Genomic DNA, 14,128 nt, shown 5'->3' with positions numbered 1-14,128 from the left:
CACCGGTGGTGCGGGTGGATCAGGCGACGAAGCGGGTCCGGCGGCGCTTGGCCACCAGGTAGCCGCCGACGCCCGCGGCGAGCAGCAGGGCGCCGAGGCCGGCGATCAGGCCGGTGGACTGGCCGGTGATCGGCAGGGCACCGCCGTCACCACCCTGACCGCCGCCGTTGCCGCCGTCGGCCGCGTTCACCAGGATCTTCGCGGTGTCGTTGGCAGGCTTCAGGTCGGCGTAGAAGCCGCCTTCGCACTCGCACGGCACGTTGACCTTGACCGTGCCGGCGGCGTTGGCGATGACCTTGTCGATGCGGAACTTGAACTCGCCGGTCAACTCCTCGCCCGCCGGGGCGAACGGCCCCGGGTAGCAGCGGTATTCGGCGGCACCCGGGGTGCCGGCCTCGCCCCACTCGGCGTCCTTGCCGGTACGCGGTGCGCACTCGAACGGCACCTCGACCGCGGTGGTACCGGAAGGCACCGTCACGTCCACGAAGGTGACGTCCGACTCGGAACGAAGGTGATCCAGGGTGGCCGGCCCATTGTTGTGGAAGCCGAGTGCGGCGGTGACCACCGCGCCCTTGGCCCCGGTGAACGTGGCACCGACGGCCGCCAGGTCAGCACCGTTCTTACCGGTGACCTCAACCGTCACGCTGCTCTGGTTGTTGGTGGGGTCCACGTCCGTCTGCAGGGCGCGAGCACCGCGCTTGCCGGGCACCGGGGTCAGCGCCAGGGCCTTGCCAGTGCCGCGGTGGGTCGCCCCGGCGCCGGCCGCCTTGCGTACGCCGTTGAGCTCCTCGAAGTCCGTCGGGGTCATCAGCCAGATGCCGCTGAACTGGCTACCCGGTGCGTAGGTGTCCTTGGCCAGCTCGTAGTTGAGGGTCGCCGTGCCGCCCTCGCCCGCCGGGATTCCGTCGAACTCACAGGCGAGCAGGAAGTCCTCGTCGTAGTAGCAGTTGTTGAATCGCTCCTCGGTCCGGATGCCGTAGTCGGTGTCGAAGAACGCCACCACGCCCAACACGTCGGTCTTGCCGACGTTCAGGACGGTCAACGGAGCCTGGAACGCGCCGCCGGGCGTCGCCTTCACCGTGGTGTCGGGGCCAGCCGCGATGTCAACGCCCTCGGCGATCCGGATCTGTGAGGTGTGGTTGGCCACCTCCTTACCGGCGGTCTGGAGGCTGATCTTCAGTGCACCGGCGTCGCCGGTGGCTGCCTTGTCGGTCGGGGCGATAACGACGCCCCCAGGGAATCCCCCGAAGTTCTCGTCGACAACGAGCGGGGAGTGTTCGGTGCACACCAACACCGCGTCGCCGTCGGCGGAGCAGTCATTGCCCACATCGCCCGCCAAGGTGATCTTGCTAGCGAGTGAGCGGTAGTCGTAGCGGACGGTGACCTCGTTGAGGACGGCCGGTTCGGAGCCGAACACCGCCGCTCCCCGGATGACGCCCGCCGAGTCGGCGGCGACGGTGACGTCCTGGAAGTACAGGTCGAACTCGGCCGCCGGAGCCGCTGCGGCCGGGCTGGCGGAGGCTGCGACGAACGCGCCTGCTACGCCCAGTCCGGCGAGCCAGCGCCGGGTGGAGTGGGTGAGCATGAGGGGTTCCTCCAGTAGGGGATTAGGTGGAGCCCGTGGATCTTAAGAAACTTCTAAGGATCGCCGCCGCCTCCAGCACCGCCCGAGGGTCAAGACAAGCCGAAAGGATGATCGGCATCGCCGCAACGTTCGGCCCGTCGGTGACGGGCCGTAACGACGATGCCCCGCCGACCGGGTGGTCGGCGGGGCACCGGTGGTGCGGGTGGATCAGGCGACGAAGCGGGTCCGGCGGCGCTTGGCCACCATGTAGCCGCCGACGCCCGCGGCGAGCAGCAGGGCGCCGAGGCCGGCGATCAGGCCGGTGGACTGGCCGGTGATCGGCAGGGAGGGGCCGTCACCGCCCTGACCGCCACCGCCATTGCCGCCACCAGCGTTGCCGCCACCGTTGTTGCCGCCACCAGCGTTGGTCGGGTTGATGACGATCTTCGCGGTGTCGTTGCTCTTGTTCGGGTCACCGACCAGCTTGGTGGTGATGACACCGGAGGCGTCCGGGACGACCTTGTCGATGCGGAGCGCGAACTGGTAGTTGGTCTCGTAGTCCTTCCAGGTCTCAAGGACCTGGCAGGCGTACTCCTTGGCACCCGGCTCGCCCCAGGCCGCGTCCCACGGGTCCCACTCGGCGTTCGGCGTGAACGGCACGCAGTCGTAGGGCGCCTCGACCGCCGTCGTGTCGGCCGGGACCGTGATCCGGATCGGCAGGTCCTCCAGGCGGATGCCCGGCGTCGACTGGCCCTGGTACTCGAGCACGGCCGGGCCGAGGTTGGTGAAGCTCGGCGCGACGTTGACCACGTCGCCCTTCTTGCCGCTCGCGGTGGCGCCCTTGGTCGCCAGGTCCGCCTGGTTGTCGCCGGTCACCTGGACGGTGCCGACGGTGAAGTTGTTCATCTGGTCCAGGTCGGTCTGCGGCACCCGCGCCAGCTGCGTCGGCTGCGCGACCAGAGCAAGCTTCTCGCCCTTGCCGGGCTTGACCTCGTCCTGGTACCAGTCCTTGAACGCCAGGTCCCAGTCGTCCGTGGTCCACCAGTCCAGCGCGACCGGGAACTTGGCGCCCGTGCGTGCGTTCGGGGACACCTTGATCGGCAGGTCCTCCGAAAGCTTGTACGACTTGCCCGGCTCGATCTTCGTGTCGAACCTGCAGAAGGCGACCATGCCCCACTCGTCCGACTTGCAGTTCGAGTAGTCGCCACCGTAGGCGGCGAGTTCTTCGGCCTGCACCACGAGGACGGTGCCATCAATGGCGGTCTCGCCGGCGTTGCGCACGACACCCGGCAGGCCCGCGCGGGTGCCCGGGGCACCGCTGCCCTCGGTGGTCGGGTCGCTCACCAGGTCAACGCCCTCGGCGATGGTGACGCCGGCCGTCGCGCTGACCGTCTTGGCACCGGAGGTGACGCTGACCTTCAGGTCGCCCTTCTGGCCCGGCTTCGCGTCGTCCTTACCCGTGACCAGGTAGTCGAACCAGGGCGACTGCCCCTCCTCGACGTCGATCTCGCAGTGCAGCTTGGTCGTCGACACGTCGCAGGTCCAGCCCCACGCCGGCTCCAGCGTGGCGAAGTCCGCGACGGCGGAGAAGTCGACGTCCACGGAGGTCTTGCCGAACTTCGGCTCGGACTCGTGATCCGTCGGCTGAGCGAAGAAGTAGCCGTAATCCGAGTGGCCGGGCGCGACGAGCAGATCGTGCGTCTCGATCTCGAAGGGGGCCTCGGCGGCGATGGCCGGGCTGGCGGAGGCTGCGACGAACGCGCCTGCTACGCCCAGTCCGGCGAGCCAACGCCGGGTGGAATGGGTGAGCATGAAGGGGTTTCCTCCTGTGCAGGGGATTCAGGTGGAGCCTGCGGATCTTAAGGACTCGCTAAGGTCGGCGGCTGCCCCCGAACACCCCCAAGGGCCAAGACAGTCCGAAAGGTTGATCGGCAGCACCGCAACGTTCGGTCGGTCCACTCCCGTCATCTGAGTCAGGAACCTCGGGAGGTGCAGTGACGTACGAGGAGTTCGCGGACACGCGACTGGCCCCGCTGCTGCGGTACGCGGTGATGCTGACCGGCGATCCGCACCAGGCGCAGGATCTGGTGCAGGAGACGATGGTCCGGGTTCAGCTCAACTGGCGACGGGTCAGCCGGGCCGACTCTCCCGAGCGCTACGTACGCCGGATGCTCACCAACCAGTACGTCGACTGGCGGCGCGGCTCCTGGATGCGCCGGGTGCTGTTGCGCGCGGAACCCGACGAGGCGGTGCCGGCACCCGCCGATCACGCCCAGTCCGCCGTGGACCGGGACCAGGTCTGGTCCTGGCTCTCCCGGCTGCCGCGCCGACAACGCGCCACCCTGGTGCTGCGCTACTACGAGGATCTGCCCGACGCTGAGATCGCCGACATTCTCGGCTGCGCCGTCGGGACCGTACGTTCGTCCATCTCCCGGGCCCTGGCCACGCTCCGGGCCGAGTACGTGGAGGCGTGAACATGATTGAGGACGACCTGCGTGCCGCCTTCGCTCGGCACGAGTCACTGACTCCGTCGACCGGCCCGCTGCGGGCCGCGATCGACCGGCTGGTGGTCGGCCGACGGCGGCGTCGCCGACGTTGGCAGGCCGGTGGCACCGCACTGGCCCTGCTCGGGGTGCTGGGGCTCGGGGTACCCCTGTTGACACCCGAGCGCGCCGGGCCACCGCAGGCCGCCGACCTGATCAGCGAGTCGGCGCGTCCGGTGCCGACGGATGCGGTGAACATTCTCCTGCTCGGCATCGACGGCAACGGGAGGGAGGCGTCGCGGGCAGACTCGGTGCTGTTGCTGCACATCCCGGCCGACCACAGCCGCCCGTACCTCATCTCGTTCCCGCGTGACCTGAGCGTGCCGATCCCGGGCCATGGGACCGACAAGCTGAACGCCACGTTCGCGTTCGGCGCCGGGTTCACCCGGCCGGACATGGCCAAGGGATATGAGCTGACCCGGCGTACGGTCGCCGAGTTGACCGGGGCCGAGGTGGACGCCGGGGTGGTGTTGACCTACGCCGCACTGCGCAAACTCACCGACGCCGTGCACGGTGTGCCGGTCTGCCTGCCTGAGCGGGTGCGCTCCGTCCACACCAAGCGCGTCTTTCCCGCCGGCTGCCAGCGTCTCGACGGCACGGCGTCGGTCGACCTGCTTCGCCAGCGGTATGGCATGACCTGGGGCATCCAGGATCGAGACCGTAACGCCCGGCTGTTCGCCGCCGGCATGGTCCGTCAGGCCACCGAACAGGGTGTGCTCACCAACCCGGTACGGCTCGCCACGCTGCTGGGAACCGTCGGCCCGGATCTCCTGGTGTCGCCCGACCGGGCCGCCATGCTCGACCTGATGCGGCTCGTGCCCACACTGGGATCACTGGAGCCGGTCGGGCTCCGCCTGCCGGTCACCGAGCCCCTCGGGCCGCGTCCGCGCCTGATTCCCGACCCGAAGCTCGCCCCGGAGTTCTTCGGCGCGCTGCGCGACGACCGGCTCGGTGACTGGTCGGCTCGTCACCCGAAGCTGGTCGACAGCCCGCGCTGAACCGTCAGCGGTAGTCGTCCTCGTCGCCGGTGACCACCCGGGCCTGCTCCATCGCGTCCCAGTCGTCGACCTCCAGGCCGCGGTGCGGCTCGGTGTCGCCGTCGGCGGGGCCGACCACCGCAGCCTGCTCCACCGCGTCGGCCGGCTCCGCCTCGGGGTCGCGTTCGGCCGGGTCGAGGTGGTCACCGGGGATGAAGTCCTCATCGGGCTGACCCATCGTCCCTCCCGGGGCTCGGTGCACGGTTCCCACCCACCGTACGGGCTGCGCCGGCAGCGCGCCGGGAAGCCGAGTCGGCGGAATGCACCCTCGGCGGCCGGACCGGTGCCAGGATGGGGCCGTGGGCTTCCTCATCCGGCTGGCGATCACGGCGGTCGCGTTGTGGGTCACCACGCTCATCGTGCCCGGGGTCGACGTGAACGGCCGCTCGGGTGGCAACACCGTGTTGACGCTGATCGTGGTGGCGCTGATCTTCGGCGTGATCAACGCGGTGCTCAAGCCGGTGATCAAGGTGGTCGGCTGCGTGTTCTACCTGCTGACCCTGGGCCTGTTCGCCCTGGTGGTCAACGCGCTGCTGTTCCTGCTGACCGACCGGATCGCGCGCGGCCTCGACCTGCCGTTCCAGGTGGACGGTTTCTGGGCCGCGTTCTGGGGAGCCATCGTGATGACCGTGGTCACCTGGCTGATCAGCGTCGTCGTTCCGGACCGCCTGGACAACCGGTGACCGGATTCCCGGCACGCCCCGTCCGGCTGGTGCGGGCCGGGTCGGTTGTTCCGCCGCACCTCAGCTACGGGATACTGCCGGGCGGAGGACAGCGCGGTCCGGCGCACAAATGAAGAACAGCGGCCAGCACGGCCGAGAGTGGTAAGTAAGGAGCGTTCAACATGCCCATCGCTTCCCCCGAGGCTTACGCGGAGATGCTGGACCGCGCCAAGGCTGGCCGGTACGCGTACCCCGCAATCAACGTGACCTCCTCCCAGACGCTGAACGCGGCGCTCAAGGGCTTCGCCGACGCGGAGAGCGACGGCATCATCCAGGTCTCCACCGGTGGCGCGGAATACCTGTCCGGCCCTTCGATCAAGGACATGGTCACCGGCGCGGTGGCGTTCGCCGCGTACGCGCACGAGGTGGCCAAGAAGTACTCGGTCAACGTCGCGCTGCACACCGACCACTGCCCGAAGGACAAGCTGGACGGATTCGTCCGGCCGCTGATGGCCATCTCGCAGGAGCGGGTCAAGCGCGGCGAGGAGCCGCTGTACCAGTCGCACATGTGGGACGGCTCGGCCGTGCCGGTGGCGGAGAACCTGCAGATCGCCTCCCAGCTTCTCGACGAGGCCGCCAGGGGCAAGATCGTCCTTGAGATCGAGGTCGGCGTCGTCGGTGGCGAGGAGGACGGCGTCGAGAACGCCATCAACGACAAGCTCTACACGACGGTCGACGATGGCTTGGCCATGGTCGAGGCGCTGGGCCTCGGCGAGAAGGGCCGCTACATGGCGGCGCTGACCTTCGGCAACGTGCACGGCGTCTACAAGCCGGGCAACGTCAAGCTCCGTCCCGAGATCCTCAAGCAGATCCAGGACGCGGTCGGCGCCAAGTACGGCAAGGAGAAGCCGCTCAGCCTGGTCTTCCACGGCGGTTCCGGCTCCCTGCTGAGCGAGATCCGTGAGGCGCTGGACTACGGCGTGGTGAAGATGAACATCGACACCGACACCCAGTACGCCTTCACCCGGCCCGTCGCGGACCACATGTTCCGCAACTACGACGGCGTGCTGAAGATCGACGGCGAGGTCGGCAACAAGAAGCAGTACGACCCGCGTACCTGGGGCAAGGCCGCCGAGGCAGGCCTGGCCGCCCGGGTCGTCGAGGCGTGCGAGCACCTGCGCTCGACCGGCACCACGATGACCAAGTAACGACGCGCCACCGGCGGCCGGCTCTCCCTCGGGGAGCCGGCCGTCGCCGTTTCAGCTCAGGCCCGTTCCGTTAGCAAGGGACCCTTGCTATGCAAAATCCGATAACAAGGTGCCCTTCCTTCAGGCGGTGAGCAGGCGCACGGCTTCCTGGACGTCGTCGGTGAGGTGGATCGTCGCCGACAGGTCGCCGAACGGGGAGGCCGCCAGCAGCGGGCGCAGCAGCGCCTCCACCGGCAGCTCCCGCGTCCAGTAGTCGCGGTCCAGGAAGACGTACGCGCCGCTGGTGCCGTCGGTGCCGTAGTAGGTCTTGGTGGCCGCCTGGAACACCTCCTGCACCGTCCCCGCCCGCCCCGGGGCGAAGACGATGCCGCCCCGGGCGAGCCGCAGGATGGTGTCCTCCCGGATCGCGTTGGAGAAGTACTTGGCGATCCGTCCGGCGAACAGGTTCGCCGGCTCGTGCCCGTACAGCCAGGTCGGGATTGCCAGCCCACCGGCCCGCGCCCAGCCCGCGTCGACACCGCGCGGCCGGGGCACGCCCGCGTACCGCTGCCGGACCGTCAGCGCCGTCGCCGTGTAGCGGTGGTGGTCGGTGAAGTCGGGCGCGGTGGCCAGCAGGTCGATCGCCGCGGTCAACTCCTGGGCCGGCCGGTCCGCCAGGTAGGCGCCGAGGTTCGCCGCCTCCATCACCCCGGGACCGCCGCCGGTCACCACCAGCCGGTCGGCCCGGGCCAGCTCCCAACCCAGCACGGCCGCCATCCGGTACGCCGCACTGCCGCGCAGCACCGCGTGCCCGCCCATGATGCCCACCACCGACTGCGGCCCGTGTTCGGCCAGCCAGGCCCGGGTGGCGTCGGCCAGCGCGTTGTCCACGCCGTGGTCGTGCAGCCGCTGACCGAGTGCCTCCTTGACGTCCGGCAGCGCTCCGCCGTGCGCCCGGTAGTGCTCGTACACCCGGGTGTCGTACATCCCGGCGAACCCGCCCTCGGCGAACCCGGCGGCCAGATCCTCCGGCGCGTAGAGGTGCGCCGGCTGGGTCGGGTACGGCAGCCCGGAGAACGGCGGCACCACGTTCGCGCCGCGCCGGACCAGGTCCGCCCCGACGTCCCGAGAGGCGAACCGGCACCCGACGAAGAGGGTCCCGGTGACCTCGACGCCGGTCAGGTCGGGCACCGGGGCGAGGTCGAGGCGGAGGCCCTGCACGGTCAGCCCGGTCAGACGGCCGGTGGCCAGCTGCCGATCGAACTCGTCCTGAGTCTGGATCTCGTTGGTGTGCAGCTGCGGCTCGATGACGTCCGCGGGAGGTGGGGTCGGCACCGGGCCATCCTGCCCCTGCCGGGGGGCCGGCCAAACCTCGGGCTGGGGAAAAGACAGGAGCCCGGCGGTTGTGGCCACCGGGCTCCTGCATAACCGGGTCCTGGGGAGGCTCCGGACCAATAGTTGTAGTGGAAAACACCTGGCAGTGGCATAGGCCGCAGGCGTGACCAACTCCTCAGCCGTTCAGCCGAGCGCGTCGGCCGACCCGCTCGCGTGTCGCCCCGTCCAGCGGGTTGAATGGGACGATGCAGAACCTGTTGCCAGAGCCACCGGCCACCCTCCTTCCCGCGCACGACGAGGCTGACGCCGCCCTGGCCGCCGCCGAGGAGGCCGGCACCGACGAGGCGTACGCCGAGGTGGCGGCCCGTTTCCCGACCTACAGCGCGGCCTGGGCGGAGCTCGCGGCGCGGGCGTTCGCGCAGAGCCAGGTGGTGACGGCGTACGCCTACGCGCGCACCGGCTACCACCGTGGCCTGGACCAGCTGCGCCGCAGCGGCTGGAAGGGGCACGGCCCGGTGCCGTGGTCGCACGAGCCCAACCGGGGCTTCCTGCGCTGCCTCTACGTGCTCTCCCGGGCCGCCGACGAGATCGGCGAGGCCGACGAGGCGGCCCGCTGCGCCCAGTTCCTGCGCGACTGCGACCCGGCGGCGGCGGACGCGCTGGCCAGCATCTGAGACCGTCCCGGCGGTCGGTCCGGCATCGTGCCGGCCCGACCGTCGGCGGTCACAGCCCTTCGGCGACCGCGGCGGCGATCTTCAGCCAGGCGTCCCGGGTGGCCGACGAGAGCCCGCCGTACCGGATCGGCTCACCGCTGTCGATGAGCCGCTCGTACGGGGCCAGCAACACCGCCCTGGTCCGTGCTGCAAAGTGCTCCTGGATGGCCGGCAGGTCGATCTCCTTGCGGGACGGCGGCATCGACACCACCGTCACCGCCTGTCGGACCAGCCGCTGCCGGCCGCTCTGCTCCAGGTGGTCGAGCATCCGGGCGGCCGTCTCCGCCGAGTCGTTACGGGCGGACATGGTGACCACCAACTGGTCGGTGGCGTCCATCGAGGCCTGCCAGTTCTGCGCCCGTACGTTGTTGCCGGTGTCCACGAAGATCAACTTGTAGAACCGGCTGACCACCTCGCGGATCTCGGCGAACGCGGCCGCGGTGAGCATCTCGCCACCGGTGGCCGACTCGTCCGAGGCGAGTACGTCGAACATCCCCTCACCCTGCGAGCGGACGTACTGCGACAGGTCGCCGACCCGCCCGTGCGCACCCTGGAACTGCCCGAGGTCCCGCAGCATGTCCCGCACCGTGCGGGAGTGGAAGTCCTGCTGGGCCCGCATCCCGAGGGTGCCCTGGGTTTCGTTGTTGTCCCAGGCCAGCACGTACCCGCCGCGCTTCTGGCCGAACGTCATGGCGAGCAGCAGGATGGCCACCGTCTTGCCGGCGCCGCCCTTCGGGTTGACCACGGTCACCTGCCGCAGCCCGCCGAAGTTGCGGCGCACCATTTCGATGTCCCGCTTGAGTTCCTGCTCGTGCCGCCCCGGCGCCAGCCGGAGCAGCCCCATCTTGTTGACCACGGCGCGGACGCCCATGGTGGCCACCGGATCGGCGGGCCGTACCTGCCGGCGCCGGGCGAAGTCCTCGGCGGTCGGCGCGGCGGTGGTCTCCGGTGTCCAGGTGGCGTCCGGGTAACCGGTCGACGGCACCCGGGCCACCCCCTCGGCCTCCTGGTACGGCTGCGGCGACGTCGGTGCGGCGCCGGGCGTCCCCTGCTGCCAGGGCGGCGGATACCAGCCCGGGGAGGGCGGGAACGGCCCGGGCGGCGGGGTCGTCGGCGTACCCTGCTGCGGCATCGGACCGCCGTGCGGCAGGCCGCCGAACTGCGTCGGGTCGGGCGGCGGCGGGGGCGGCGGCACCGGGCCGGCCTGGCCGGGGATGGCCGGGGCGGGGCCGGCCTGACCGGAGTAGGTCTGGCCGGGGTACGTCTGGCCGGGGTAGGTCTGGCCGGGGTACGTCTGGCCGGGGTAGGTCTGGCCGGGGTAGGTCTGGCCGGGGTACGTCTGGCCGGGGCCGGGGGGAGGAACGGCCGGCACACCGGGGTGCGGTGGTTGCGGTTGCGGTTGCGGCTGTGGCGGGGCGGGGATCGGCGGCGTGCCGGCAGCCGCCTCCTCGTGCGCCGAGCCGGCCGCACCGGACGTCCGCTGCGGCGGATACGCCCAGGGCGACTCGGTGGCCGGCCGGGCCGTTCCGACGCCGGGCGCGTCGTCCCCGGTGCCGGACCCGTCACCCTGGGCGGACGCCGGTTCGGCCGCGGCAGTGGCCGCGGTCCCGGGCTCGGCTGTTCCGAGCTGGGCTGCCGCGGGCTCGGCGGTCGCGGCGTCTGCCGTGCCAGTGCCAGCGGTGCGCGGCCCGGACGTTGCGTCGTCTTCCGTCCCGGAGCCGGCGGTGCTGGGCCCGGCCGTCGCAGGGCCGGCTGTCGCGGACCCGCCTGTTGCGAGGTCGGTCGAGGCCGGGCGGTCGGGGGGCGTGGCTGTTGCGAGGTCGGTCGAGGCCGGGCGGTCGGGTGACGTGGCGGTCGCGGCCGGACGGTCCAGGGAGAACGGCAGGTCCAGGTCGACCCCGCCCGCCACCGTCGGCGGCGTGGGCACGCCACCCGCGCCCGGATCGCCGTCCACGGGCACGGTGCTCGCCGCCGCGCTGCTCGCGCCCTCGGAAGCGGCGGTGGCCGGCGCGGCGTCGGTGGTCGGCGGCGTGGGCGGGGTGTCGCCGGCCGTCGGACCGGGAGCGTCGGGTGCCGGCGTCGGCGGTGGGTCGGCGGGCGGCGTCCAGCTCGGCTGCGGCGGAGCCCAACCCGAGGCGGACGGCCCGGTGGCACCCCAGCCGGGTGCCGGCACGGCGCCGGTGAGCGACGGGTAGTCGGATGGCGACGGCGGGGGCAGGGCCGCGGCGCCGGGCTGCCCGGGAACCGGTGGACGGCCGGTCGGCGGCACGACCACCGGCGGTGTCACCGACGACAACGGGCTGGCCGACGGCGGGGCACCCCGCCGCTCGGCGACCGAAGCCCAGGGCGGCACCGCGCCGCCCGCGCCAGCATCGGCCGGATCCGGTGGCCAGAGTGGTTCGATGTCCCGCTCCGGCACCGGCTGCTGGCCGGGCACCTGTGCCCGGTCGGCGTTCTCGTCCATTACGGTCCCTCCCCAGTCCTCCTGCGAGGATAGGCCCACTGACCGACGACGGCCGGTCGGCGCAGCCGGGGTCAGATCGACCAGACCGCCCAGGCGCCCGGCTCGATCCACCAGGACCGCTTGCGGGTCAGCTCGCCCTCGACACCATCGTCGAGGTAGGGCACCTTGCCCTCCCTGGGCAGCACCGACACGGCCCGTCCGCGAGCCCGGCGCACCTCCAGGCGTACCCGCTTCCGACCCAGCGCGGAGCGGACGACCACCGGCACGGCCACCGCGACCTCGACCTGGCCGTCGGTCGGGTCCGGCGCGGCCAGCAGCGTCACGTCGTCGAGCGTCGCGTAACCGCCGGCGTTGCCGATCGCGCAGGCCAGCAGCGGCTCGTCGCCGTCGGTGAGGATGGTGTCGTCCACCTCCACCCGGGCCCGCCAGTGCAGTGGCCGGCCGGCGTCGTCGGCCGCGCCGAGCAGAGCGCCGTCCAAGGTCACCGAGCCGCCGTCGTTGCGCAGCAGATCCAGCCGACGCGGCGTTCCGTCCAGCACGGCGGCGGCCACCGCCGCCGGGTCGCGAGGCAGCCCGAGCTGCGCGGTCAGGTCGCGGTGGGTGCCGCCACGTGCGGGGTCGAGCGGGAGTACGGCCACCGGCGGCAGATCGGGCAGCGTCCGGTCACCGGGCAGATCCGCCGGACGGCGGCTCGGCGGTGGCGCGTACCGCCGGACCAGCCGGCGCAGCACGGCGCGCAACTGCCCGTCGCTGGCGGTGGCGACGACCAGCCGGGTCTTGCCGTCCGGGTCGGGCCAGGCGAGACCGTCCGGGCGGGGCGGGCCGTCGAGTCGCGCCAACACCTCGTCGATCTCCGCATCCGATCGCGCGGTGACCGTCTCCACCCGGGCACCCCGGGCGATCAACGCATCGGCGCAGGTCAGCACCGGTACGCGGGGTCGCTCGGTGACGCACCGGTCGGCCTCGGTCGTGCCGGCGTCAGCCCCGGCCATGCCGGTGTCGGCCCCGGTCGTAGTGCCGGCGTCGGCTGCCGTCGTCGTGCCGGTGTCGGCCCCGGTCGTCGCGCCGGTGTCGGCTGCCGTCGTCGTGCCGGTGTCGGCTTTGGTCGCACCGCCGCAGCAGGCTCCGCCGCTGCCGCAGCCCCCGGGAGCGTCCCGCTCCGAACCGAGGGTGAGCAGCACCACGTCGTACACGGAAGGCCTCCTGCCTCTCGGCGCGACCCCTGCCGGCCGCGCCGTCACTACTTGTTAACCTGACACCCCGGGCTCGCCAACCGGTCGCCACCTGGCACCCGAGCCTTCTGGAGGCGGAAAAGATGCCAGCGATCGTGCTCATCGGCGCTCAGTGGGGCGACGAGGGCAAGGGCAAGGTTACCGACCTGCTGGGTGAGCGGGTCGACTACGTCGTGCGCTACTCCGGTGGCAACAATGCCGGGCACACGGTGATCACCCCGGACGGCCAGAAGTACGCCCTGCACCTCATGCCCTCCGGCGCACTCTCACCGAGCGCGATGATCATCATCGGCAACGGTGTGGTGGTCGACCCCAAGGTGCTGCTCGCCGAGATCGACGGCCTGGCCGAGCGTGGCGTCGACGTGTCCCGGCTGCGGATCTCCGGTGACGCGCACCTCATCATGCCGCACCACCGGGCACTGGACCGGGTGGTCGAGCGGTACCTCGGCTCGTCTCGGATCGGCACCACCGGCCGCGGCATCGGCCCGGCGTACGGCGACAAGGTCGCCCGGATGGGCATCCGACTCCAGGACCTGCTCGACCCGGGCATCCTGCGTAAGAAGCTGGAACTCGCACTGCGCGAGAAGAACCAGATGCTGTTCAAGGTCTACAACCGCAAGGCCATCGACCTTGAGGCGACCGTCGAGGAGTACCTGGAGTACGCGGAGCGGCTCAAGCCGTACATCGCGGAGACCCGCGCCATGCTCTGGGACGCCCTGGATCGCGGCGAGACGGTGCTGCTGGAGGGTGCCCAGGCCACCATGCTCGACATGGACCACGGCACGTACCCCTTCGTGACGTCGTCCAACCCGACGGCCGGCGGCGCGTGCGTGGGTGCGGGTATCCCGCCGACCGCGATCAACCAGGTGATCGCGGTGAGCAAGGCGTACACCACGCGGGTCGGCTCCGGGCCGTTCCCGACCGAGCTGTTCGACGCCAACGGCGCGCACCTGCGCAAGATCGGCGCGGAGTACGGCACCACCACCGGGCGGGAGCGCCGGTGCGGGTGGTTCGACGCGGTGGTCGCCCGGTACGCCTGCCGCCTCAATGGCGTCACCGACCTGGTCATCACCAAGCTGGACGTGCTCACCGGGCTGCCCAAGGTGCCGATCTGCGTCGGCTACGAGATCAACGGTCAGCGGGTCGACGACATGCCGATGAGCCAGACCGACTTCCACCACGCCACCCCGGTGTACGAGGAGCTCGACGGTTGGTGGGAGGACATCACCAAGGCCCGTACCGCTGAGGACCTGCCGGAGAACGCCCGCCGCTACATCGCCCGCGTAGAGGAACTCTGCAACACAAGAGTGAGCGTCGTAGGCGTAGGCCCAGGCCGAGACGAAAACGTCCAACTACACCCCCTCCTCCCCTAACCCACCCCCACCCCCACC

General features: G+C 71.4%; 12 protein-coding genes. 6 read left to right on the top strand and 6 right to left on the bottom strand.

Features of this window, described 5'->3' with window-relative positions; genetic code table 11:
• Window positions 1-19: 19 nt before the first annotated feature.
• Both ACFQGL_RS31365 and ACFQGL_RS31360 read right to left on the bottom strand, forming a co-directional pair.
• Window positions 20-1,585, bottom strand: coding sequence for an LPXTG cell wall anchor domain-containing protein (locus ACFQGL_RS31365; protein WP_377516277.1), 1,566 nt, complete (start codon window positions 1,583-1,585; stop codon window positions 20-22).
• 207 nt (window positions 1,586-1,792) lie between these two features.
• Window positions 1,793-3,376: an LPXTG cell wall anchor domain-containing protein gene (locus tag ACFQGL_RS31360; RefSeq protein WP_377516276.1), complete on the bottom strand. Its 1,584-nt coding sequence runs from the start codon at window positions 3,374-3,376 to the stop codon at window positions 1,793-1,795.
• Window positions 3,377-3,558: 182 nt separating this feature from the next.
• Between ACFQGL_RS31360 and ACFQGL_RS31355 the strand changes: the two genes are divergently transcribed.
• Together ACFQGL_RS31355 and ACFQGL_RS31350 are read left to right on the top strand one after the other, a co-directional pair.
• Entirely contained in the window at window positions 3,559-4,038 is a 480-nt protein-coding gene (locus ACFQGL_RS31355) for a SigE family RNA polymerase sigma factor (RefSeq protein WP_377516275.1), read from the top strand.
• Window positions 4,039-4,040: 2 nt separating this feature from the next.
• Window positions 4,041-5,105: an LCP family protein gene (locus ACFQGL_RS31350; protein ID WP_377516274.1), complete on the top strand. Its 1,065-nt coding sequence runs from the start codon at window positions 4,041-4,043 to the stop codon at window positions 5,103-5,105.
• A 4-nt stretch (window positions 5,106-5,109) separates the two neighbouring features.
• Here the strand turns inward: ACFQGL_RS31350 and ACFQGL_RS31345 are convergent, their stop codons facing one another.
• Complete coding sequence (locus tag ACFQGL_RS31345) at window positions 5,110-5,322, bottom strand: hypothetical protein (RefSeq protein ID WP_377516273.1); 213 nt, start codon at window positions 5,320-5,322, stop codon at window positions 5,110-5,112.
• Between the two features lie 121 nt (window positions 5,323-5,443).
• On the opposite strand from ACFQGL_RS31345, the gene ACFQGL_RS31340 reads away from it, so the two are divergent.
• Window positions 5,444-5,827 (top strand): phage holin family protein, encoded by a 384-nt coding sequence (locus tag ACFQGL_RS31340; protein ID WP_377516271.1) that lies wholly within the window; start codon window positions 5,444-5,446, stop codon window positions 5,825-5,827.
• 161 nt (window positions 5,828-5,988) lie between these two features.
• Window positions 5,989-7,014 carry a class II fructose-bisphosphate aldolase gene (gene fbaA / locus ACFQGL_RS31335; RefSeq protein ID WP_377516270.1) on the top strand — a complete coding sequence of 342 codons (1,026 nt, stop codon included), beginning with the start codon at window positions 5,989-5,991 and terminating at the stop codon, window positions 7,012-7,014.
• Window positions 7,015-7,134: 120 nt separating this feature from the next.
• Here the strand turns inward: fbaA and ACFQGL_RS31330 are convergent, their stop codons facing one another.
• Window positions 7,135-8,328 (bottom strand): LOG family protein, encoded by a 1,194-nt coding sequence (locus ACFQGL_RS31330; RefSeq protein ID WP_377516269.1) that lies wholly within the window; start codon window positions 8,326-8,328, stop codon window positions 7,135-7,137.
• Between the two features lie 245 nt (window positions 8,329-8,573).
• On the opposite strand from ACFQGL_RS31330, the gene ACFQGL_RS31325 reads away from it, so the two are divergent.
• Window positions 8,574-9,002: a DUF3151 domain-containing protein gene (locus ACFQGL_RS31325; protein WP_377516268.1), complete on the top strand. Its 429-nt coding sequence runs from the start codon at window positions 8,574-8,576 to the stop codon at window positions 9,000-9,002.
• Between the two features lie 49 nt (window positions 9,003-9,051).
• Here the strand turns inward: ACFQGL_RS31325 and ACFQGL_RS31320 are convergent, their stop codons facing one another.
• Both ACFQGL_RS31320 and ACFQGL_RS31315 read right to left on the bottom strand, forming a co-directional pair.
• Window positions 9,052-11,505: a MinD/ParA family ATP-binding protein gene (locus ACFQGL_RS31320; protein WP_377516267.1), complete on the bottom strand. Its 2,454-nt coding sequence runs from the start codon at window positions 11,503-11,505 to the stop codon at window positions 9,052-9,054.
• Between the two features lie 71 nt (window positions 11,506-11,576).
• Entirely contained in the window at window positions 11,577-12,698 is a 1,122-nt protein-coding gene (locus tag ACFQGL_RS31315) for a diacylglycerol kinase family protein (RefSeq protein WP_377516266.1), read from the bottom strand.
• A 122-nt stretch (window positions 12,699-12,820) separates the two neighbouring features.
• On the opposite strand from ACFQGL_RS31315, the gene ACFQGL_RS31310 reads away from it, so the two are divergent.
• Window positions 12,821-14,110: an adenylosuccinate synthase gene (locus ACFQGL_RS31310; protein WP_377516265.1), complete on the top strand. Its 1,290-nt coding sequence runs from the start codon at window positions 12,821-12,823 to the stop codon at window positions 14,108-14,110.
• Window positions 14,111-14,128 lie beyond the last annotated feature (18 nt).

The sequence above is a fragment of the Micromonospora vulcania genome (assembly GCF_042658605.1).
In the GTDB taxonomy this organism is placed as follows: Bacteria; Actinomycetota; Actinomycetes; order Mycobacteriales; family Micromonosporaceae; genus Micromonospora; species Micromonospora vulcania.
Note: the sequence above shows the minus strand (reverse complement) of the source record. Positions and strands in the feature narration are given on the sequence as shown.